The organism is Mesorhizobium sp. SP-1A (assembly GCF_032460275.1).
In the GTDB taxonomy this organism is placed as follows: Bacteria; Pseudomonadota; Alphaproteobacteria; order Rhizobiales; family Rhizobiaceae; genus Mesorhizobium.
Genome location: NZ_JAVXZD010000001.1, coordinates 1,503,865 through 1,524,586, shown reverse-complemented (window position 1 = coordinate 1,524,586; position 20,722 = coordinate 1,503,865). Strand labels below are relative to the sequence as shown.

Sequence of the window (20,722 nt, the reverse complement as noted above, 5' to 3'; positions counted from 1 at the left end):
TTTCTCCACAATGCCAGCCGTTAGGGCCAACCCGGTAGGGCCCAACCCGTTAAGGGCCAGGCCGTTTGGCAAGGCCGTTTTGCCCAGATCGCCTCACGCCTTGGACGTTCAGCACTCGACCACGTTGACGGCGAGGCCGCCAAGGCTGGTCTCCTTGTATTTCTCGCTCATGTCGATGCCGGTCTGGCGCATGGTCTCGATGGCCGCGTCGAGCGGCACGAAATGCTTTCCGTCGCCCTTGATCGCCAGCGAAGCCGCCGTCACCGCCTTCACAGCGCCCAGCGCGTTGCGCTCGATGCACGGCACCTGCACCAGTCCGGCCACGGGATCGCAGGTCATGCCGAGGTGGTGCTCCAGCGCGATTTCCGCCGCGTTCTCCACCTGCTCCGGGGTTCCGCCCATGACGGCGCACAGCCCGGCCGCGGCCATCGCCGAAGCCGAGCCGACCTCGCCCTGGCAGCCGACTTCGGCGCCGGAGATGGACGCGTTCGACTTGATGATGCCGCCCACGGCAGCGGCCGTGAGCAGGAAATCGCGAATGCTCGCCTGGTCGGCCTCGGGATGGAAGTGCAGCCAGTAGCGCATCACCGCCGGCACGACCCCGGCCGCGCCGTTGGTCGGAGCCGTCACGACGCGGCCGCCCGCGGCATTCTCCTCGTTGACCGCCATGGCGTAGATCGACAGCCAATCGTTGGCGAGCAGCGGGTTGGGCCTGTTCTGCTGCCACTGTTCCTGAAGCTTGTCGTGGAGCTGACGCGCACGGCGGCGCACTTTCAGACCGCCCGGCATGATGCCTTCCTGGTTCAGCCCGCGCTCGATGCAGCCGCGCATGGCGTCCCAGATCGCATCCAATCCCTTGTCGAGTTCCTCGCGGGACGTGTGCGTTTCTTCGTTGGCGCGCTTCATGTCCGCGATGGAAAGCCCGCTCCTGGCCGCCATGGCGAGCATCTCGGCAGCCGACTTGAAGGGATATGGCACCTTCCTGCCCTCGGTCGTCACCGAACCGCGCGCCTTCATGCGCTGCAATTCCTCGTCCGAGACGACGAAGCCGCCGCCGATGGAATAGTAGATGCGCTTGAGCAAAAGCCTGTCGCCGGCGTCGTAAGCGTAAAACGTCATGCCGTTGGCATGGCCCGGAAGCGGCGTTTTCTTGTCGAGGACCAGATCGGCCGACGGGTCGAAGCGGTAGCTTGGGTGGCCGGGCGGCGAAACGCGCTTCTCGGCTGCGACGCGCGCCAGAATCGCGTCCGCCTCGTCCGGATCGACCGTTTGCGGCGTCTGGCCGGTCAGGCCGAGCACCACGGCGCGATCGCTGCCATGACCCACGCCGGTATAGGCAAGCGAGCCGTGCAGGCTTGCGCCGACCCGGTCCACCTTCACGCCGGCCGGCCGTGGCCAGTCATCCGAAAGCACTTCGTTGAGGAACCGGACGGCAGCCGTCATCGGCCCCATCGTATGCGAGCTGGACGGCCCGATGCCGATCTTGAACAGGTCGAAAACCGAAAGGAACACGCGCGGGCCTCCAAACCATGCGACGGCTTACATATAGGAATTCGGCGGCCTCGCACGACAAATATTCGCGTCACAAACAGGCCGTTTTGCGCAATTGCGTACTATTGAGCCGACGCGACAGCAGTCGATCAGGCGGCCGGCCCGGGAAAGGGCGAATCGATCTTGCCAGTCAGCCAATAGGCCAGCAGCCCGATCCACTCGCGAATCGCGAGCGAAGTGGTCTGCAGCGAATCCGACGGATTGTCGGCAACGAGGCTGACGCCTTCCTGCCCCGTCGTGCGGTAGTCGACGGGCCAGGGAACCGTCGCAAAGCCGGCCTTGTCGAACAGGGCTTTCGACCTCGGCATATGAAAAGCAGACGTCACCAGCAGCCAGGTTTCGCCCGGTTTCGGCGAAACGAGCCGCTTGGTGAACATCGCATTCTCGTAGGTGTTGCGCGATTCGGTTTCGAGCGTCAGCCGTTCCGGCGCCACGCCGAGCGCGGCGAGAAGGCGCGGCGCGGTCGTCGCATCCCCCTCGCCGTCGAGGACGATCGAGCCGATGCCGCCCGAAACGACGATCCGTGCACCGGGGTACCGCCTGGCCAGGACGGCCGTTTCCACGAAGCGGTCGCCGGCGCTGTTCATTTCGTAGCCGCCGCGCACCTTGTTGATGGCTCCTTCGAGACCGCCTCCCAGCACGACGACGCCATCGACCTTCTCAGGCAATGGCTGTCGGGGAAAACGGTCCTCCAGAGGAGATATCATCAACTGCCCGAGGGACGTCCAGGCCGAAAGCGCCAGAACGAGGAACGCCAGCGCCGTGGACCAGCGAAACAGGCGCCTCAAGCCGAAGAAACTTGCGATCAGCCCCGCACCGAGCAGGATGATCGACAGATTGAGCGGTTGGGCGAACAGCCAGAAGATCTTCGACAGGTAGAAGAACATTTCGTCGCCGCCGCAGCCCTATCTACGCCAGCTTACCACCAGGGCTTTGCGTGGAACGTGCCGGCCGCCTGCTCGATGACATGGGCGGTCTGGAACAGCGTCTCCTCGTCGAACGGGCGGCCGATCAGCTGCAACCCGAGAGGAAGCCCCTTGCCGTCCAGGCCCGCCGGAACCGCTATGCCGGGCAGGCCCGCCATGTTGACCGTCACCGTGAAGATATCGTTGAGGTACATCTTCACCGGATCGGCGTTCATCTCCTCGTCGGCGATGCCGAAGGCGGCGGAAGGCGTGGCAGGCGTGAGGATCACATCCACGCCGGCGGCGAAGGCGTCCTCGAAATCCTTCTTGATCAGGGTCCGGACCTTCTGCGCCTGGAGGTAATAGGCGTCGTAATAGCCGGCGGACAGCACGTAGGTGCCGATCATGATGCGGCGCTTGACCTCGCGGCCGAAGCCTGCGGCGCGGGTGTTCTCGTACATCTCCACGATGTCCTTGCCCGGCACGCGCAGGCCGTAGCGGACGCCGTCATAGCGGGCGAGGTTGGACGACGCCTCGGCCGGCGCGACGATGTAGTAGGCAGGCAGGGCATATTTGGTGTGCGGCAGGGAGATATCGACGATCTCGGCGCCGGCATCCTTCAGCCATTCGATGCCTTTCTTCCACAGCGCCTCGATATCGGCCGGCATGCCGTCCACGCGGTATTCTTTCGGGATACCGACCTTCATGCCCTTGACCGGACGGCCGATGGCCGCCTCGTAGTCCGGCACGGGGCGGTCCACCGAAGTGGTGTCCTTTGCATCCACCGAAGCCATGGATTTCAGCAGGATCGCGGCGTCGCGCACGTCGCGCGCGATCGGGCCGGCCTGATCGAGAGAGGAGGCGAAGGCGACGATGCCCCAGCGCGAGCAGCGGCCGTAGGTCGGCTTGATGCCGACGGTGCCGGTGAAGGCGGCCGGCTGGCGGATCGAGCCGCCCGTGTCGGTGGCGGTGGCGCCGGCGCACAGGAAAGCCGACACCGCCGCGGCCGAACCGCCAGACGAGCCGCCCGGCACGAGCTGCTTGTTCGAACCTTCGGCACGCCAGGGATTGATCACCGGTCCGTAATAGGAGCTCTCGTTGGACGAGCCCATGGCGAACTCGTCCATGTTGAGCTTGCCCAGCATGACTGCGCCATCGGCCCAGAGATTGGTGGTGACGGTCGATTCGTAGCGCGGCTTGAAGCCGTCGAGCACGTGGCTGCAGGCCTGCGTGTGGACATCCTCGGTGGCGAACAGGTCCTTGATGCCCAGCGGAATGCCTTCCAGCGCCCCGCCCTCGCCCCTGGCCAGCCTGGCGTCCGAGGCCTTCGCCATTTCGCGCGCCTTGTCGTGGGTGACGGTGACATAGGCATTGAGCGCCGGATTGGCGCGGTCGATGGCCGACAGGTACGCTTCGGTGATCTCGCTTGCCGTGATCTCCTTGGCGCGAAGCTTCGAACGGGCCTCGGCAATCGTCAGTCGGGTCAGGTCACTCATCGTCATCCAGCCTGCAAATTCTTCTCGTAAAAGACCGACCATTCCGAATCCGGATAGTCGAGCACCGGGCCGCATCTGGTGAAGCCAGCCCGTTCATAGACGGCCCACGCAGCCGGATGACGGTCCCCCGTTTCCAGCACCAGCCGCGAAATGCCCTCTTGCCGCGCCAATGCCTCGATCCGGTCCACGATCCCGGCACCGATCCGCAATCCGCGATGCGAGGGGCGCGTGTACATGCGTTTTACTTCGCCGAGCCCGCCGTCGTGGCGCTTCAACGCTCCGCAGGCGATTGCCGCGCCCTGGTCGCGGGCGATGAACACGGTGGTGTCGGGTCCGGCCATCTGTTCCGCCGTCATGTGGTAGCAGAATTCCGGCGGCGTCAGTTCGAGCAGGGCCGCATTGAGCTCGGCGATCAGGCCGCGCACATCGTCCTGCAGCGGGCTTTCGGGCGCGATCTCGATGGCCACGCGGCGACTACTCCACCACCTTCGGCACCAGGAAGAAGTTTTCCTCCGTGGCGGGCGCGTTGGCGACGATGTCCGCCGCCCTGTCGCCGTCGGTGACCACATCCTCGCGCTTCTTCATGGCCATGGGCGTCACCGAGGTCATCGGCTCGACGCCGGCGACATCCACCTGGTTGAGCTGCTCGACGAAGCCAAGGATGGCGTTCAGTTCGCCGGTCATGCGTTCGGCATCCTCCTCGCTCACCGCGATGCGGGCGAGGCGCGCCACGCGCTTCACTGTCTCTCGATCTACGGACATGTCATTGCCTCGGGAAAACCTGCCCGCGCTATAGCGGCCCGGCGCAGCCGGCGCAACATGCAAGGCCTGCGAACGGCGGGCCGCCCACGCTGGAAGCCATCCATCCTACAGAGCGAACGCCTCGCCGATCTTCGGCAGCGCGACCGTCGTGCTCGACCCCTCCAAGCCCGCCACGAACTTGTCGGCGGTCTGGTCGATGATCGGGAAAGTGCCGAAATGGCAGGGAATCGCCGTCTCGAAGTTGAAGAAGCGGCGGCAGGCTAGTGCGGCCACCGCGCCGCCCATGGTGAAGCGGTCGCCGACCGGGACGATGCCGATCTTCGGCTCGTGAAGCTCGTTGATCAGCGCCATGTCCGAAAAGATATCGGTATCGCCCATGTGATAAAGCGTCTTGTCGTCGGGAAAATGCAGCACCAGCCCGCCGGGGTTGCCGAGATAGGTGTTCGAGCCGCCCTCGCCCGCGAAGGAGGAGGAATGCAGCGCCTGCACGAACGTGGTGGTGAAGCCGCCGCAATCGACTGTGCCGCCGATATTGCCGGGATTGATCTTCTTGTCGGAAACGCCCTGCCCGACGAGATACATGCAGATCTCGAAATTCGCGACCAACATGGCGTCGGACTTCTTCAGCACCTCCAGCGCGCCGCTGACATGGTCGTTGTGCCCGTGGGTCAGCAGCACGTGGGTAACGCCTTCGGCCGGGCCTTCCCAGCCCCCGCTCCAGGAGGGATTGCCGACGAGGTACGGGTCGATCAGGATGGTTGCGTCTTGCGTCTCGACGCGGAACGCGGAATGACCGTACCAGGTGAGTTTCATCGTCGTTTCTCCATATGCCGGCAGGGAAAATAGACCGCCGGCGAGTCAAGTCAAAGGAAAGCCGTGGCTGTCGCTGCAATAGAAGACCTGCCCTCCCTCCTTGCCGGCGGCAAGGCGCTGGCGGGACTGGACCTCGGCGACAAGACGCTCGGCGTCGCCGTTTCCGACCGCGGCCTTTCCTTCGCGCATCCGCGTCCGGTCATCCCGCGCAAGAAGTTCTCGCTCGACGCGCAGGCCCTGCTGGCCCTGCTCGAAAAAGAAAATGTCGGCGCCGCCGTCATCGGCCTGCCGGTCAACATGGATGGGTCGGAAGGGCCGCGCGCGCAGAAATCACGCGCCTTCGTGCGTAACATGGCGCCGCTCACCGACCTGCCGTTCGTCTTCTGGGACGAACGGCTTTCGACCGTGGCCGCGGAGCGGACATTGATCGAAATGGATTTCTCGCGCCGCAAGCGCGCGGAAAAGATCGATTCGGCGGCGGCCGCCTTTATTCTGCAGGGAGTGCTGGATCGTCTCCATGCATTGCGGAGCGACGGTCCGCCATACGCCTGATCCAGCCGGCGATGGCGCGCCGGCGCCGGAACGCCCAGATGGCCAGCACCAGCACGGAATCGAAGGCGCAGGCCCTGGCGATCATGCCGGGGATGATGGCCGGGTCGATGCCCAGCATCTCGCCATAGAGCTGGAAAACGAGGTCGTGCAGCGGGCGGCTCAGCATGACGTAGCCGAAATTGATGTCGTTCAGCGACAGGAAGAACCAGCCCCAGAACAGAACGAGCGGTGCGGCCCAAAGCAAGAGCAACGTGCGCATCATGGCAGCGTCCTCGGGCGGTGCCGTGTCCGACGTGGAATCGGGAAATATGTAGATGGCTGCCGCATGGCGTTCCTGCTTCGGTGGAACGACAGTGGGCCTTACCGCTGCGCGCCGCAACGGAAACCATTTGTTAAGGTTAACAGCCGTTCATACGCGCAAGTCGAACCGGTGCCGCCCCCCAGGACAGGCGAACCGGCGCTTGCCGCGGCGGCTCAGTTCGTCGCCGGATAGAGGGTGTCCAGGATCATGCGCGCGTCGTGGCGCGAATCGAGCATTCCGTAAGTTGTGCGCCACTGGCCGCCGAGCCGCGTCTCCACGAAGGCGTCGGCGATGCGCCCTGCCCCCAGGCGCCGCAGTTCCGCCGCCGCGGCCGCAAGCGCCAACTGTTCGGTGAGCAGCCGGGCCGATCCCTCGTCGGCCGACGCGACCTGCATGGCCGCCTTGAGAACGCTCATCGTGCCGCGCCCGCCGGTGCCGAGATCGCGGTCGATGCCGGCCAGCACGTCCTCGAACAGGTTCGGCGCGCGCGAAAGCACGCGCAGCACGTCCAGCGCCATGACGTTGCCGGACCCTTCCCAGATCGCATTGACCGGCGCCTCGCGATAGTAGCGGGCGAGCGGCGCCTCCTCGACATAGCCGTTGCCACCCAGGCACTCCATCGCCTCGTAGATCAGCGGCGGCGCGAGCTTGCACACCCAATATTTGACCACCGGCGTCATGGCGCGCGCAAACGCCGCTTCGCCGCGGTCGCTCGCCGCCTCGTCGAAGGAACGCGCCAGCCGGAACGACAAGGCGGTTGCCGCTGCCACGTCAAGCGCCATATCGGCCAGCACGCGCTGCATCAGGGGCTGGTCGACCAGATTGGTCCCGAACACCTTGCGGAACCGCGTGTGGTGCACGGCCTCCGCAAGCGCGGCGCGCATGAGAGCCGAAGAGGCCACCGCGCAGTCCAGCCGGGTCAGTGTCACCATATCCATGATGGTGCGGACGCCGGCGCCGGGATCGCCGATCATCTCGCCGATGGCGTTGTCGAACTCGACCTCGGAGGACGCGTTGGAACGGTTGCCGAGCTTGTCCTTCAGGCGCTGGAAGCGGAAACCGTTGCCGGTGCCGTCGCCCAGCACACGCGGCACGAGGAAGCACGAAAGCCCTTCCGGCACCTGCGCGAGCACCAGGAAGGCGTCCGACATCGGCGCCGACATGAACCATTTATGGCCCGAGAGCCGGTAGAAGCCGCTGGAGCCGGCGCGCTCGGCCTTCGTGACGTTGGCGCGCACGTCGGTGCCGCCCTGCTTCTCGGTCATGCCCATGCCGAGCGTCAGTCCGGCCTTCTCGACCGGCGGCTTCTGCGAGTGGTCGTATTTGCGCGTGGTCACGCGCGGCGCCCATTCGCGGAACAGCTTCGGATTGGCCATCAACGCGGCCAGGGACGCGCTGGTCATGGTGATGGGGCACAGGTGCCCCGTCTCGAGTTGCGCCGTCAGGAAGAAGCGGGCGGCGCGCACCTGATGGCGGCGGCCGATCTCGGCCTCGCCGTTTTCCCAGACGGACGAATGCAGACCGCTCGCCACCGCGCGCCGCATCAGGGCATGATAGGCCGGATGGTATTCCACCAGGTCGATACGGCGGCCCTGCCGGTCGAAGGGCCTCAGCTTCGGCGTCTCGATATTGGCGAGGCGCGCAAGGTCCTGGGCCTCCTGCGTCAGCACGAAGCGGCCGAGCCCGTCCAGATCCTTGCGCACCGGTTCGGAAAAGCGTTCCGCGAGCTGGATCAGCAGCGGATCGCTCCGCCACGCATTGCCGCCCGTCAGCGGCGGGGACTGGTTCGCTACCTCTTCTGTCACGCCTCTTCCTTCACATCGGCGGCACTACGAATCCGCCATCGTCGCCCGGTTTATAACGAAGGCCGGCCCCGCGCGCGATGAAGAAAATGCAGGGGAAAAACCGCCGATCCGATGCGGGCGCTTGCGGCATACGCCCCCCGGCCCTATAGCAGCGGCTTGAGATGACCGATCCCGCCCCCCTGCCGATCTTTCCCCACCGCCACCTGCTCGGCATCCGCGATCTTTCCCCCGAAGACATCGGGTTGCTGCTGGAGCGCGCCGACCGCGCCGTGGCCATTTCGCGCCAGCCGCAGAAGAAGACCTCGACACTGCGCGGGCGCACCCAGATCAACCTTTTCTACGAAGCGTCCACCCGCACGCAATCGTCGTTCGAGCTGGCCGGCAAGCGCCTCGGCGCCGACGTCATGAACATGTCGGTGGCCAGTTCTTCGGTGAAGAAAGGCGAGACGCTGATCGACACGGCGATCACGCTCAACGCCATGCGGCCGGACATCCTCATCATCCGCCACCAGTCGGCGGGCGCGGCAGCGCTTCTGGCGCAGAAAGTGGGCTGCTCGGTGGTCAATGCCGGTGACGGCACGCACGAACATCCCACGCAGGCGCTGCTGGACGCGCTGACCATCCGCCGCGCGAAAGGCGACATTTCCAAGCTGATCGTCACGATCTGCGGCGATATCCTGCATTCGCGCGTGGCGCGCTCCAACATCATCCTGCTCAACGCGCTCGGCGCGCAGGTGCGCGTCGTCGCGCCCTCCACGCTGCTGCCCACGGGCATAGAGCAGATGGGCGTGATCGTGCACCGCTCCATGGCGGAGGGCCTGAAGGACGCCGACGTGGTGATGATGCTGCGGCTGCAACGCGAGCGCATGGAAGGCGCCTTCGTGCCTTCGGTGCGGGAGTATTTCCGCTATTTCGGCCTCGATGCCGACAAGCTGAAGGCGGCCAAGCCCGACGCGCTGGTGATGCATCCCGGCCCGATGAACCGCGGCGTGGAGATCGCATCGTCGATCGCGGATGGGCCGCAGAGCGTCATCCAGGAACAGGTGGAGATGGGCGTGGCCGTGCGCATGGCGGTTATGGAAGCGCTGCTCGACCCGCGCCGCAACCCGGAGGGGCACGGCGCATGACCATCACCGTCTTCAACCGGGCCCGCATCGTCGATCCCTCGCGCGGCAAGGACGAGATCGGCTCCGTCGTCGTTGACGGGCGCAAGGTCGCCGCGGCCGGAGCGGAAGCGCTGAACCAGGGCGTGCCGGAGGGCGCGACCGTCATCGATTGCGCCGGCAAGGTCATAATCCCGGGACTGGTCGATTCCCGGGTGTTCATCGGCGAGCCGGGTGGCGAACATCGCGAAACCATCGCCTCGGCCAGCGTCGCAGCCGCCGCCGGGGGCGTCACCTCCCTGGTGATGATGCCGGACACCGACCCGGCCATCGACAATGTGGCACTGGTGGAATTCGTGCTGCGCACCGCGCGCGACACCGCCATAGTCAACGTCTTTCCCGCTGCCGCGATCACCAAGGGTCTGGACGGCCGGGAGATGACCGAGTTCGGCCTGCTGCGCGAGGCCGGCGCCGTTGCCTTCACGGACGGGCGGCACACGGTTTCCAACTCGCTGGTGATGCGCCGGGCGCTGACCTATGCGCGCGACTTCGGCGCAGTGATCGCCCATGAGACGCAGGACGCGGACCTCGCGGCGTCCGGCGTGATGAACGAGGGGCTTTATGCAAGCTGGCTAGGCCTTCCCGGCATTCCGCGCGAGGCCGAGACCATTCCGCTGGAACGCGACCTGGCGCTCGCACGGCTGACAGGCGGCGCCTATCACGCAGCCAAGATCTCCACCGAAATGTCGGCGCAGGCGATCCGCCGCGCCAAGCAGGACGGAGCGCAGGTGACGGCCGGCGTGGCGATCCACAATCTCGCGCTGAACGAGAACGACGTCGGCGAATACCGCACCTTCTTCCGGCTCACCCCGCCGCTGCGCGCGGAGCAGGACCGGCTGGCGATGATCGAGGCGCTGCGCGACGGCACGATCGACCTCATCGCCTCCTCGCACGATCCGCAGGACGTGGACACCAAGCGCCTGCCCTTCGCGGACGCGGCGGCCGGCGCAATCGGGCTGGAAACGCTGCTTTCGGTGGCGCTCAGGCTTTTCCACAACGGCGAAATTTCGCTATCCAGGCTGGTGGAGGTGCTTTCCACCGCCCCTGCCCGGCTGTTCGGCCTGCCCGGCGGCACGCTGAAGCCCGGCGCCCCGGCCGATCTCGCCCTGGTTGATCTCGACGAGCCCTGGATCGTCAGCGAGGACGGCATCCGTTCGCGCTCGAAAAACACCTGTTTCGAAGGCGCGCGCCTGCAGGGCAAGGTCTTGCAAACCATGGTGGCGGGCCGCACAGTGTTTACCGCCTAGCCGCCACCCAGAAGCCGCAGGCGACGGGGGACATATGACGCTTTCCATGCTTTATGCGCTGATCGCCGGCTATCTGTGCGGCTCGATTCCGTTCGGCCTGATTTTGACGCGCGCCGCCGGGCTCGGGGACGTGCGGCAGATCGGCTCCGGAAATATCGGCGCGACCAACGTGCTGCGCACCGGCAACAAGGGCCTCGCCGCCGCGACGCTGATCCTGGATGCCCTGAAAGGCTTTCTGCCGGCCTTCCTAGCCGCCCGCCATGCCCCGGAACTCGGCGCGCTCGCGGGTTTAGGCGCTTTCGTCGGCCATATTTTCCCTGTTTGGCTCGGCTTCAGGGGTGGCAAGGGCGTCGCCACCTATATCGGCGTGCTGATCGGGCTGGCCTGGAACGTCGCGCTGATCTTCGCCGCCGTGTGGCTGCTGATGGCGCTGCTGTTCCGCTATTCCTCGCTCGCGGCCCTGACGGCCTGCGTTGCGGTGCCGGTCGCGCTGGTCGCGTTCGGGCGTTATGAATACGCGGTCACCTTTGCCGTGATGAGCCTCATCGTCTTCTTCAAGCACGGCGCCAACATCTCACGACTGCGCGCGGGCACGGAAAGCAAGATCGGAGCCAAGGGTTGAGCGGCCCGGCCGCCGGCCGGCAGCTGACAGATCGGCAGCGGCTCAACTGGCTGCGCCTGATCCGCACGCCCAATGTCGGGCCGATCACCTTTCGCCACCTCATCAACCGGTACGGCTCGGCCGAGAACGCTATCGGCATGCTGCCGGAACTGCGGCTGAACGGCGGCGCCATGCAGCGCGTCCGCATTCCGTCGGTCGACGAGACGGAAACCGAGATGGATGTCGCCGCGCGGCACGGGGCGCGTTTCGTCTGCATCGGCGAGCCGGACTACCCGCCGATCCTCAAGACGGTCGACCACCCGCCGCCGGTGCTCGCCGTCAAAGGCAACGCCAAGGTGTTCGGCCTGCCGGCCCTGTCCATCGTCGGCGCCCGCAACGCCTCGCTGGCCGGCATCAAGCTGGCACGAAGCTTCGCCACCGAACTCGGCCGAGACGGATATTGCGTCGTTTCGGGACTTGCGCGCGGCATCGACACCGCCGCGCACCAGGGCAGTCTCGCGACAGGCACCGTCGCCGTTCTGGCCGGTGGGCTGGACAGGCCCTACCCGCCGGAAAATACCGCCCTGATAGAGGAGATCGCCGAGCGCGGCGCCGTCGTCTCCGAAATGCCGTTCGGGTGGCAGCCGCGCGCACAGGATTTCCCGCGCCGCAACCGCATCGTCGCCGGCCTCGGCCTGGGGCTGCTGGTCGTCGAAGCGGCGAAACGCTCCGGCTCGTTGATCAGCGCGCGGCTGGCCGGCGAAATGGGCCGCCTGGTCTTTGCCGTGCCCGGCTCGCCGCTCGACCCGCGCGCCGGCGGCACCAATGCGTTGCTGAAGGACGGCGCCATATTGACCACCGAGCCGGCGGATATCGTCCAGGCCCTCACACCGCTTACCGGCGCGGTGATGCCGTCGCCGCGGACGTTCGAGGAGCCGGCGGATTTCGCGGCGACGCCGCCGCCCGGCGACGACGAAAGGGCGCGCGTGATCGAGGCGCTGGGCCCGGTGCCTGTGGGCGTGGACGAGATCATCCGCCATACGGACATGCATCCCGCGCAGGTTTTCATGGTGCTTCTGGAACTCGACCTCGCCGGCAGGCTCGAGCGCCACGCCGGCGGGCATGTCTCCCTGCTTTTTCCGGATTGAGGATCAAGCAGGGATGGTGAGCCGGGAGGGGATCGAACCCTCGACCACATGATTAAAAGTCACGTGCTCTACCGCTGAGCTACCGGCCCATCCTGGCGTCTGGTTGCAAGCCAGCAACCATGACCTTGCGGCAAGGCCGCTTTCCACCGCGCCCGATGTGGCTCTGGCCGTGGCATTCCGGGACGCCAAACGCCCCGAAATTGCGGCGGAACATAGGGAGAGCGCCCTCCCCGGTCAACCGGAAAAACCGCCTTGCGACAAGAGTTTCGACCCCATGCCCATTGCCGGAGTTTGGGCGACAAAGGCGCTGGAGAAACGTTTCGAATATTACAAAGCGGTAAGCTGTGGTTTCCTTTGGAACAAACTACAACCTTTCGTCGTTGCCGCCCCAAGGGACACGTTGTTTGCATTAAGGAGAAGATCATGAAAAAGCTCATGTCCGGTCTGTTGGCGGCCGCTGTGGGCCTTTCCATCGTCGGCGGCGAAGTCGTCGCCGCCAACGCGCAGCCTCTTTATGTGCCGCAGAAGCCGCTGGTTTCCACGGATATCCAGAACGTCCAGTATCGCGGGCGGGAACGGGTGATGTATCGCCACGGCGGCTATTATTGGCGCGGTCATCGTGGTTATCGTCACTACAGGCCCGGATATCGTCGGCATGGCGACTACTGGTTCCCGCTGGCGGCCTTTGCCGCCGGGGCGATAATTTCCGGGGCGATCGCCAACGACCGTCCGCCGCCCCCGCCTCCGGCAGCCTATGGCAATTCCCATGTGCGCTGGTGTTCGGAGCGGTATCGCAGCTACAGGGCCTACGACAACAGCTGGCAGCCTTATAACGGGCCGCGTCGCCAGTGCGTGTCGCCTTACGGCTAAGGTTCTTCGGGCTCCGTCCCAGGCAAACGGAGGCCGCGCCAGCAATGGCGCGGCTCTTTGCTATGCGCTCAAGGTCCGGCGCACGGCATCGCGCCAGCCTTTGAGCCTGGCGTCACGGGTGGCGGCATCCATTGTCGGTTCGAAGCGCCGGTCCAGCGCCCAGCTTCGGGCGAATTCGGCGGCCTGGGGCCACGCGCCCGCCCTGGACCCGGCGAGCCACGCAGCGCCCAGCGCTGTCGTTTCCAGGATCGTCGGCCGATCCACGGGGGCATCCAGAATGTCGGCAAGGCGCTGCATGGTCCAGTCCGACGCCACCATGCCGCCATCGACGCGCAAGACCGTTTGCGCCGAAGCGCCCTTCCAGTCCTTCTTCATCGCGTCCAGCAGATCGCGGCTCTGATAGGCGACCGATTCCAGCGCGGCGCGGGCGAACTCCGCCGGTCCTGAATTCCTGGTGAGCCCGAAGATGGCGCCGCGCGCGTCGGCGTCCCAATGCGGCGCGCCCAGTCCGACGAAGGCCGGCACCAGATAGACATTCTGCGTTTCGTCCGCCTTGGCCGCCAGTTCGCCGCTGTGCGCGGCCTTGCCGATGATCTTCAGACCGTCGCGCAGCCATTGCACGGCCGCGCCCGCCACGAAGATCGAGCCCTCCAGCGCATAGGTGGTCTTGCCGTCGAGCCGGTAGGCGATGGTGGTGAGAAGGCGGTTTTTCGAGCGCACCATGTCGGCGCCGGTGTTGAGCAGAGCGAAGCAGCCGGTGCCGTAGGTTGATTTCATCATGCCCGGCTCGAAACAGGCCTGGCCGATGGTCGCGGCCTGCTGGTCGCCCGCTACACCGAGGATTCTTATCTCCGACCCGAACAGCTTTTTTTCAGTGATTCCAAAATCGTCCGAGCAATCCTTGACCTCAGGCAACAGCCGGGCGGGAATGCCCAATATGCCGAGCAGTTCCTCGTCCCAGGCGTTCCTGGCAATGTCGTAAACCAATGTGCGGGAGGCGTTGGTGGCATCCGTCGCGTGGACCTTGCCGCCCGTCAGTCGCCAGATCAGGAAACTGTCGATGGTTCCAGCCAGAAGTTCGCCGCGTTCGGCGCGTTTGCGGGCGCCTTTCACCTTGTCCAATATCCAGGCGATCTTGGTGCCGGAGAAATAGGGGTCGAGCAGCAGGCCCGTCTTGCGGGTGAATTTCGGCTCCAGGCCCTGCTTCTTGAGCCTTGCGCAAAGCGGCGCCGTGCGGCGATCCTGCCAGACGATGGCATTGTGGATCGGCTTGCCGGTCTGCCTGTCCCACACGACGACGGTTTCGCGCTGGTTGGTGATGCCGATGGCGGCCACTTCGGCGGCCGTGCGCCCCGCTTTCCGCAGCGCGGTCCTTGCCGTCGAAACCACGCTCGACCAGATCTCCTCCGGGTCATGCTCGACCCAGCCGGAAGCCGGATAATATTGCGCGAATTCCTTCTGGCCCGTTCCCACCACCTTCATGGCGCCGTCGAACAGGATCGCGCGGCTGGAGGTGGTACCCTGGTCTATGGCCAGGACCAGACCGGTCATGTCGCCTCCCGTTCCATGCAGATCCGGCAGCACACGGCCGCGGATGCCCCTTCGCAATTCCTAACCGAGCGATCCGGCTTGCGCCAGTCTCTGGCGGGCAACTACGCCGTGGCCGTCTTGCGGCCGTCCCCCGGCGATTGCAGATAGGCTTCGAGCCGGGCGACCTGCTCCTTGCCGAAATGCAGACCGCGCTTGGTCCGGCGCCAAAGAATGTCGGCCGCGGTCTGCGCCCATTCATGCTCGACCAGATAGCGCACTTCGGCCTCATAAAGATCGGCGCCGAAATCGAGGCCAAGATCGGCGCAGGATTTCGCGGACCCGAGCAGGATACGGGCACGGGTGCCATAGAGCCGCGTCAGCCGCCAGGCATGGCGTCGTTCGAGAAAGGGATAGTCAGCCCTGAGCCGCGCCACCTCGGCGTCGAAACCCGTGGCCGGAAAATCGCCGCCGGGCAGCGGCGCATCGGCCGTCCACGGCTTGCCGCGCGCGCCGAGAAACCCCTCGATCTTCTCCAGCATGGCCTCGGAAAGACGCCGGTAGGTGGTGATCTTGCCGCCGAACGCGTTGACCAGCGGCGCCCGCCCCTCGCCGCCATCGGCCTTCAGCACGTAATCGCGCGTCGCCTCCTGCGCCTTCGACGCGCCGTCGTCGAACAGCGGCCGTACCGCAGAGTAGGTCCAGACGATGTCGTCGCGCCTCACGGGCTCGGCGAAATACTCGCTTGCCGCAGCGCACAGATAGTCGATCTCGTCCTCGCTGATTCTCACATCATGGGGGTCGCCCGGAAAATCGCGGTCGGTGGTGCCGATCAGCGTGAACTCTTCCTCGTAAGGGATGGCGAAGATGATGCGGCCATCCCGATTCTGGAAGAAATAGGCGCGCGGGTCGTCGAATTTCTTGCGTACGACGATGTGGCTGCCTTGCACGAGCCGGACATTGTGCGCCTTGGGGTGATCGATCGCGGTCGCCAGCACATGATCCACCCACGGCCCGGCGGCATTGACCAGCAGCCGCGCGCGAACCTGATCGCGCTGGCCGGTGCGCATGTCCTGAAGCGTGACTGTCCACAGGCCCTCTTCCCGCAGCGCCGAAACGACTTTCGTGCGCGTGCGGATGACAGCACCGCGATCGGCTGCGTCACGGGCGTTGAGCGCGACGAGGCGCGCATCGTTCACCCAGCCGTCGGAATATTCGAATGCCTTTGAAAACAAAGGCTTCAATGGCTTTCCTGCCGGATCGCGCCGCATGTTCAGCGTGCGGGTGGGCGGCAGCAGCTTGCGGCCGCCGATATGGTCGTAGAGGAACAGGCCGAGCCTGAGCAGCCAGGCGGGGCGAAGGCCCTTGGCGTAGGGCAGCACGAAGCGCATCGGCCAGATGATGTGAGGCGCGTTTCTCCACAGCACCTCGCGTTCCATCAGCGCCTCGCGCACCAGGCGGAACTCGTAGAACTCCAGATAGCGCAACCCGCCATGGATCAGCTTGGTGGAACCGGACGAGGTGCCGCTCGCCAGGTCGTCCATCTCGGCCAGAAAGACCGAAAAGCCGCGTCCCGCCGCATCGCGCGCGATGCCGCAGCCATTTATGCCGCCGCCGATGACGAAAACGTCGTAGATCGGGGTTGAGTCCAACAAGCCCTCCCGCGATCTGGAACCGCGACGTTGCAAGATCCGCTTTGCGCCCGAGAGGAATTATTTCGAACTGATAACGAATGTCAAACGAAAAGCGGGCGATGTTCCAGTGCCAGATGCGGTTCAGGACGCCGTGGTTTCAATGAGTTGCACGTCCGATTCCTGGCAGATGCGCCGGACGGAGGGAATGTCGCAGCGGTCGGTGATGAAGGTATCGACCTGGCTGAGATGGCCGATGCGCACCGGCGCGGTTCGCTCGAACTTGGTCCGGTCCGAAACGAGGATGACGTGGCGCGTATTGGCGATGATCGCCTGGGCCACCTTGACCTCGCGGAAATCGAAATCGAGCAGCGCGCCGTCGTGGTCGATGGCCGAAGCGCCGATCACCGCGTAGTCGACCTTGAACTGCTTGATGAAATCGACCGCCGCCTCGCCCACCACGCCGCCGTCGGACCCGCGCACCACACCGCCCGCGATCACAACCTCTATGGAAGGATAGACGCGCATCCTGTTGGCAACATTGATGTTGTTGGTGATGACCATCAACCCCGTATGGTCGAGGAGCGCATTGCTGACGGCTTCGGTCGTGGTGCCGATATTGATGAACAGCGAGGCGTTGTCGGGGATGATGCGCGCCGCGGCCCGCCCGATCGCCTCCTTCTCCTCGGCGGCAATCTTGCGCCGCGCCTCGTACTCCATGTTTTCGATGCCAGACGGGAACAGCGCGCCGCCGTGGATGCGCGTCAGCAGGCGCTGGTCGCAGAGATCGTTGAGGTCCTTGCGGATGGTCTGGGGCGTGACGTTGAAATGCGCCGCCAATTCGTCCACGAGCACGCGGCCATGGTCCTTTGCCATCTGCACGATTTCGGAATGGCGCGGAGAGAGATACATCAACTGCTCCCGTTTTCGTTTCACTGAGGCATAAACGAAAACGAAAGCGCTGGAAAGTCAGCAGAAGGAGCGATGCGCCGGCTTCCTGCCGCCAGCGCCGCGATGCGGGATCAGAAAGCCCGGAACGTCACGGTGGTGAAGGTGTCCTTGATACCGGGAATCACCTGCACCTTCTCGTTGACGAAGTGGCCGATATCCTGCGTGTCATCGACGTAGAACTTGGCCATCAGGTCGTAATTGCCGGCGGTGGAATAGATTTCGGAGGCGATTTCGGCGTCCGCCAGCGCGCTGGCAACCTCGTAGGACTTGCCGAGTTCGCATTTGATCTGCACGAAAAACGTCCGCATGGCTCAATCCTGTCCATCTGCCGTGGTGCGGCCCTTGTCGCAGACCTGCGCCTGCCTTTCAAGCAACGGACGCAGTTGGGACCCGGTCCTAAAGCGCCGGAATGTCCCCGCGCGCCCATCCTTCAGATATCTCCGCCGCGCTTTCGGCGAAATTACCGGCCTCGATCGACGCCCGGATATCCTGCATCAGCTTCTGGTAATAGGAAAGATTGTTCCAGGTCAGCAGCATGGCGCCCAGCGCCTCCTGCGACCGCACCAGATGGTGCAGATAGGCGCGGCTGTAGTCGCGCGCGGCCGGGCAGTCGCTTTCCTCGTCCAGCGGCCGGTGATCGTCCGCATGGCGGGCGTTGCGCAGGTTGACCTTGCCGCGGCGCGTATAGGCGAGGCCGTGCCGCCCCGCCCGAGTCGGCATCACGCAATCGAACATGTCGATGCCGCGCGCCACGGATTTGAGGATGTCGTCGGGCGTACCGACGCCCATCAGGTAACGGGGCTTGTCGGCCGGCAGTTCGGGACAGGTGACGTCGAGCATGTCCAGCATCACCGCCTGCGGCTCGCCGACCGCGAGACCGCCGACCGCGTACCCCTTCAGTCCCATCGCGGCCAGCGCCTGCGCCGACCTCACGCGCAGGTCCGCCGCGTCGCCACCCTGCACGATGCCGAACATGGCCTTGCCGGGCTGGTCGCCGAAAGCCGCCTTGCAGCGCTCGGCCCAGCGCAGCGACAGGTCCATTGCCCGCTCGATCTCCTTGCGCGGCGCCGGCAGCGCCGTGCACTCGTCGAGCTGCATCTGGATGTCGGAATCGAGCAGGCCCTGTATTTCGATGGAGCGTTCCGGCGTCATCTCGTAAGGCGCGCCATCGATATGGGAGCGGAAGGTGACGCCCTTTTCGGTGAGCTTTCTCAGCTTCGACAAGGACATGACCTGGAAACCGCCGCTGTCGGTCAGGATCGGCCAGGGCCAGCGGGCGAATTCGTGCAGGCCGCCGAGCTTCGCCACCCGCTCGGCGCCCGGCCGCAGCATCAGATGATAGGTGTTGCCGAGGATGATGTCGGCACCCAGCTCGCGCACCTGGTCCATATACATGGTCTTGACCGTGCCGCCTGTGCCCACCGGCATGAAGGCAGGCGTGCGGATGGTGCCGCGCGGCATGGAAACTTCGCCGCGCCGCGCCTTTCCGTCGGTGGCCAGGATTTTGAAGGAAAATTCCGCGGTCATTCTTCGGTCCTGAAAAGCAGACTGGCATCGCCGTAGGAGTAGAACCGATAGCGGTTCTCGATGGCGTGCGCATAGGCCGCGCGCATCGTCTCGAGGCCGGAAAAGGCGGAAACCAGCATGAACAGCGTCGAGCGCGGCAGGTGGAAGTTGGTCATCAGCATGTCGGCGGTCCTGAAGCGATAGCCGGGCGTGATGAAGATATCGGTCGCGCCCGACCATGCCGCAATCGTGCCGTCTTCGCGGGCCGCGCTTTCCAGAAGCCGTAGCGAGGTGGTGCCGACGCAGACGATGCGCCCGCCCCTCGCCCTGGCAGCGTTCAGCGCATCCGCCACATCTTGCGGTACATGGCCGATCTCGGCATGCATCTTGTGGTCGGCGGTATCGTCGGCCTTGACCGGCAGGAAGGTGCCTGCGCCGACATGCAGCGTCACGAAACGGCGCTCGATGCCGGCACTATCCAGCGCGTCGAACAGTTCCGGCGTAAAATGCAGGCCTGCGGTGGGGGCCGCCACCGCGCCGTCCTCGCGCGCATAGACGGTCTGGTAGTCGGCACGGTCGCGCTCGTCGTCGTCGCGCTTGGAGCCGATATAGGGCGGCAGCGGGATATGGCCGACCTCCCGCAACGCCTCGTCCAGAAACGGGCCGGAAAGGTCGAAGCCGAGCAGCACCTCGCCGCCCTCGCGCTTCTCCAGCACGGTTGCGTCGAGCCGCCCGAGAAAGCAGGCGTTCTGGTCGTGCCCGAACTGGATGCGGTCGCCTTTTGCGATGCGCTTTCCAGGCCGCATGAACGCCAGCCAGCTGTCGGGCGACACGCGCATGTGCAGCGTCGCCTCGACCTGGGCCGCTGCCTCGCCGCGATGGCGGATGCCCCGGAGTTGCGCCGGAATGACCCTGGTATCGTTGAACACCATGACGTCGCCGGCGCGAAGCAGGGACGGCAGGTCGCGGACCGTGCGATCCTGCGGTTCCTCGCCGGGATGAACGACCAGCAGGCGCGCGGCGTCGCGCGGTTCGGCAGGACGCAGGGCGATGCGATCCTCCGGCAGGTCGAAATCGAACAAATCCACTTTCATGCCTGCGCAATAGCCTGATCTGGCGCGTACCGCTACAGCCCATTCGGTCGCGTCCGAGCTGCTCTTCAATTCTGCTTGCATTTCACAATCAGTTTAATTATGCAAATTGTCGGCTCCCGAAAACAAGCCGGTCAAGGAGGCTCTTATGCCGAAGGTCAGAGTACGTGGCTTCTCGATCTCGCTCGACGGCTTCGGCGCCGGTCCGGAGCAGACCCTCCAGGATCCGCTCGGAAAGCGCGGCAGGGAACTGCACCAATGGTTCTTCGGCACGAAGACATTTCGCGCCATGATCGGCCAGGAAGGCGGATCGTCGGGCACCGACGAGCAATTTGCCGCCGCGGCGATGGACGGGTTCGGCGCCTTCATCCTCGGTCGAAACATGTTCGGACCGATCCGCGGCGAATGGCCGGACGACAAATGGAAGGGCTGGTGGGGCGACAACCCGCCCTATCACGCGCCCACTTTCGTGCTGACACACTATCCGCGCGCGCCGATCGAGATGGAAGGCGGCACGACCTTCCATTTCGTCACCGGCGGGATAGAGGCGGCGTTGGAGCAGGCCAAGGCCGCCGCAGGCGACCTCGACGTCAAGATCGGCGGTGGGGTTTCAACCGTGCGCCAATATCTTCTCGCCGGCCACATCGACGAGATGCACCTGGCGGTCGCGCCCGTGGTGCTGGGACGGGGCGAGGCACTGTTCGCCGGGATCGACCTCCCGGCGCTGGGCTTCAAGGTGAAGGAAAAAGCGGCAACCGACTTCGCCACGCATGTGGTGCTGACGAAAGATTGAGGGCTCGGC

22 protein-coding genes and 1 tRNA gene are annotated in these 20,722 nt (G+C 65.3%); 8 read left to right on the top strand and 15 right to left on the bottom strand.

Going from position 1 to position 20,722, the window contains the following annotated elements; all coding sequences use genetic code 11:
• Window positions 1-108 precede the first annotated feature (108 nt).
• The 6 genes from QU595_RS07435 to QU595_RS07410 all read right to left on the bottom strand — a co-directional run bounded on the left by QU595_RS07435 (window position 109) and on the right by QU595_RS07410 (window position 5,527).
• Window positions 109-1,512, bottom strand: a complete 1,404-nt coding sequence (locus QU595_RS07435; protein ID WP_315920221.1) for an L-serine ammonia-lyase — start codon at window positions 1,510-1,512, stop codon at window positions 109-111.
• Between the two features lie 128 nt (window positions 1,513-1,640).
• Entirely contained in the window at window positions 1,641-2,438 is a 798-nt protein-coding gene (locus tag QU595_RS07430) for a YdcF family protein (RefSeq protein ID WP_315920220.1), read from the bottom strand.
• Window positions 2,439-2,470: 32 nt separating this feature from the next.
• Complete coding sequence (gatA, locus tag QU595_RS07425; protein ID WP_315920219.1) at window positions 2,471-3,952, bottom strand: Asp-tRNA(Asn)/Glu-tRNA(Gln) amidotransferase subunit GatA; 1,482 nt, start codon at window positions 3,950-3,952, stop codon at window positions 2,471-2,473.
• 2 nt (window positions 3,953-3,954) lie between these two features.
• Window positions 3,955-4,419: a GNAT family N-acetyltransferase gene (locus QU595_RS07420; protein WP_315920218.1), complete on the bottom strand. Its 465-nt coding sequence runs from the start codon at window positions 4,417-4,419 to the stop codon at window positions 3,955-3,957.
• Window positions 4,420-4,426: 7 nt separating this feature from the next.
• Window positions 4,427-4,714 carry an Asp-tRNA(Asn)/Glu-tRNA(Gln) amidotransferase subunit GatC gene (gene gatC / locus QU595_RS07415; protein ID WP_315920217.1) on the bottom strand — a complete coding sequence of 96 codons (288 nt, stop codon included), beginning with the start codon at window positions 4,712-4,714 and terminating at the stop codon, window positions 4,427-4,429.
• Between the two features lie 105 nt (window positions 4,715-4,819).
• A complete protein-coding gene (locus QU595_RS07410; protein ID WP_315920216.1) occupies window positions 4,820-5,527 on the bottom strand; it encodes a metal-dependent hydrolase in 708 nt (235 codons plus the stop codon).
• A gap of 63 nt (window positions 5,528-5,590) precedes the next feature.
• Between QU595_RS07410 and ruvX the strand changes: the two genes are divergently transcribed.
• Window positions 5,591-6,079, top strand: coding sequence for a Holliday junction resolvase RuvX (ruvX, locus tag QU595_RS07405; RefSeq protein WP_315920215.1), 489 nt, complete (start codon window positions 5,591-5,593; stop codon window positions 6,077-6,079).
• Here ruvX and QU595_RS07400 read toward each other — a convergent pair.
• Together QU595_RS07400 and QU595_RS07395 are read right to left on the bottom strand one after the other, a co-directional pair.
• Window positions 6,015-6,338, bottom strand: a complete 324-nt coding sequence (locus QU595_RS07400) for a DUF6105 family protein (protein WP_315920756.1) — start codon at window positions 6,336-6,338, stop codon at window positions 6,015-6,017. The two genes, ruvX and QU595_RS07400, sit on opposite strands and share 65 nt — an antisense overlap.
• 215 nt (window positions 6,339-6,553) lie before the next feature.
• Window positions 6,554-8,185: a DNA alkylation response protein gene (locus tag QU595_RS07395; RefSeq protein WP_315920213.1), complete on the bottom strand. Its 1,632-nt coding sequence runs from the start codon at window positions 8,183-8,185 to the stop codon at window positions 6,554-6,556.
• Window positions 8,186-8,346: 161 nt separating this feature from the next.
• Between QU595_RS07395 and QU595_RS07390 the strand changes: the two genes are divergently transcribed.
• From QU595_RS07390 to dprA, 4 genes are read left to right on the top strand one after another with little or no spacing between them, the layout of a single operon-like run.
• Window positions 8,347-9,312, top strand: a complete 966-nt coding sequence (locus QU595_RS07390; protein ID WP_315920211.1) for an aspartate carbamoyltransferase catalytic subunit — start codon at window positions 8,347-8,349, stop codon at window positions 9,310-9,312.
• On the top strand, window positions 9,309-10,595 hold the full coding sequence (locus QU595_RS07385; protein ID WP_315920210.1) for a dihydroorotase: 1,287 nt from the start codon (window positions 9,309-9,311) through the stop codon (window positions 10,593-10,595). Before QU595_RS07390 ends, QU595_RS07385 begins: the two co-directional genes overlap by 4 nt.
• A gap of 34 nt (window positions 10,596-10,629) precedes the next feature.
• Window positions 10,630-11,217, top strand: coding sequence for a glycerol-3-phosphate 1-O-acyltransferase PlsY (plsY, locus tag QU595_RS07380; RefSeq protein ID WP_315920208.1), 588 nt, complete (start codon window positions 10,630-10,632; stop codon window positions 11,215-11,217).
• Window positions 11,214-12,344 (top strand): DNA-processing protein DprA, encoded by a 1,131-nt coding sequence (gene dprA / locus QU595_RS07375; RefSeq protein WP_315920206.1) that lies wholly within the window; start codon window positions 11,214-11,216, stop codon window positions 12,342-12,344. Before plsY ends, dprA begins: the two co-directional genes overlap by 4 nt.
• Before the next feature lie 14 nt (window positions 12,345-12,358).
• On the opposite strand, the gene QU595_RS07370 is transcribed toward dprA, so the two are convergent.
• Window positions 12,359-12,433: transfer RNA gene (locus tag QU595_RS07370), tRNA-Lys, on the bottom strand.
• A gap of 14 nt (window positions 12,434-12,447) precedes the next feature.
• Between QU595_RS07370 and QU595_RS07365 the strand changes: the two genes are divergently transcribed.
• Together QU595_RS07365 and QU595_RS07360 are read left to right on the top strand one after the other, a co-directional pair.
• Window positions 12,448-12,771: a hypothetical protein gene (locus QU595_RS07365; protein WP_315920205.1), complete on the top strand. Its 324-nt coding sequence runs from the start codon at window positions 12,448-12,450 to the stop codon at window positions 12,769-12,771.
• Window positions 12,768-13,214, top strand: a complete 447-nt coding sequence (locus QU595_RS07360; RefSeq protein ID WP_315920204.1) for a BA14K family protein — start codon at window positions 12,768-12,770, stop codon at window positions 13,212-13,214. The genes QU595_RS07365 and QU595_RS07360 overlap by 4 nt, the downstream gene beginning before the upstream one ends.
• 60 nt (window positions 13,215-13,274) lie before the next feature.
• Here QU595_RS07360 and glpK read toward each other — a convergent pair whose 3' ends face one another.
• The 6 genes from glpK to queA form a co-directional block, all read right to left on the bottom strand.
• Window positions 13,275-14,765 carry a glycerol kinase GlpK gene (glpK, locus tag QU595_RS07355; RefSeq protein ID WP_315920203.1) on the bottom strand — a complete coding sequence of 497 codons (1,491 nt, stop codon included), beginning with the start codon at window positions 14,763-14,765 and terminating at the stop codon, window positions 13,275-13,277.
• A 101-nt stretch (window positions 14,766-14,866) separates the two neighbouring features.
• A complete protein-coding gene (gene glpD, locus QU595_RS07350; RefSeq protein WP_315920202.1) occupies window positions 14,867-16,393 on the bottom strand; it encodes a glycerol-3-phosphate dehydrogenase in 1,527 nt (508 codons plus the stop codon).
• A 123-nt stretch (window positions 16,394-16,516) separates the two neighbouring features.
• A complete protein-coding gene (locus tag QU595_RS07345) occupies window positions 16,517-17,284 on the bottom strand; it encodes a DeoR/GlpR family DNA-binding transcription regulator (RefSeq protein ID WP_315920201.1) in 768 nt (255 codons plus the stop codon).
• A gap of 110 nt (window positions 17,285-17,394) precedes the next feature.
• Window positions 17,395-17,631 carry an Lrp/AsnC ligand binding domain-containing protein gene (locus QU595_RS07340; protein WP_315920199.1) on the bottom strand — a complete coding sequence of 79 codons (237 nt, stop codon included), beginning with the start codon at window positions 17,629-17,631 and terminating at the stop codon, window positions 17,395-17,397.
• 88 nt (window positions 17,632-17,719) lie between these two features.
• Window positions 17,720-18,850 carry a tRNA guanosine(34) transglycosylase Tgt gene (gene tgt, locus QU595_RS07335; protein WP_315920198.1) on the bottom strand — a complete coding sequence of 377 codons (1,131 nt, stop codon included), beginning with the start codon at window positions 18,848-18,850 and terminating at the stop codon, window positions 17,720-17,722.
• A complete protein-coding gene (gene queA / locus QU595_RS07330) occupies window positions 18,847-19,923 on the bottom strand; it encodes a tRNA preQ1(34) S-adenosylmethionine ribosyltransferase-isomerase QueA (protein ID WP_315920197.1) in 1,077 nt (358 codons plus the stop codon). The genes tgt and queA overlap by 4 nt, the downstream gene beginning before the upstream one ends.
• A 145-nt stretch (window positions 19,924-20,068) precedes the next feature.
• Between queA and QU595_RS07325 the strand changes: the two genes are divergently transcribed.
• On the top strand, window positions 20,069-20,713 hold the full coding sequence (locus QU595_RS07325) for a dihydrofolate reductase family protein (protein WP_315920196.1): 645 nt from the start codon (window positions 20,069-20,071) through the stop codon (window positions 20,711-20,713).
• Window positions 20,714-20,722 lie beyond the last annotated feature (9 nt).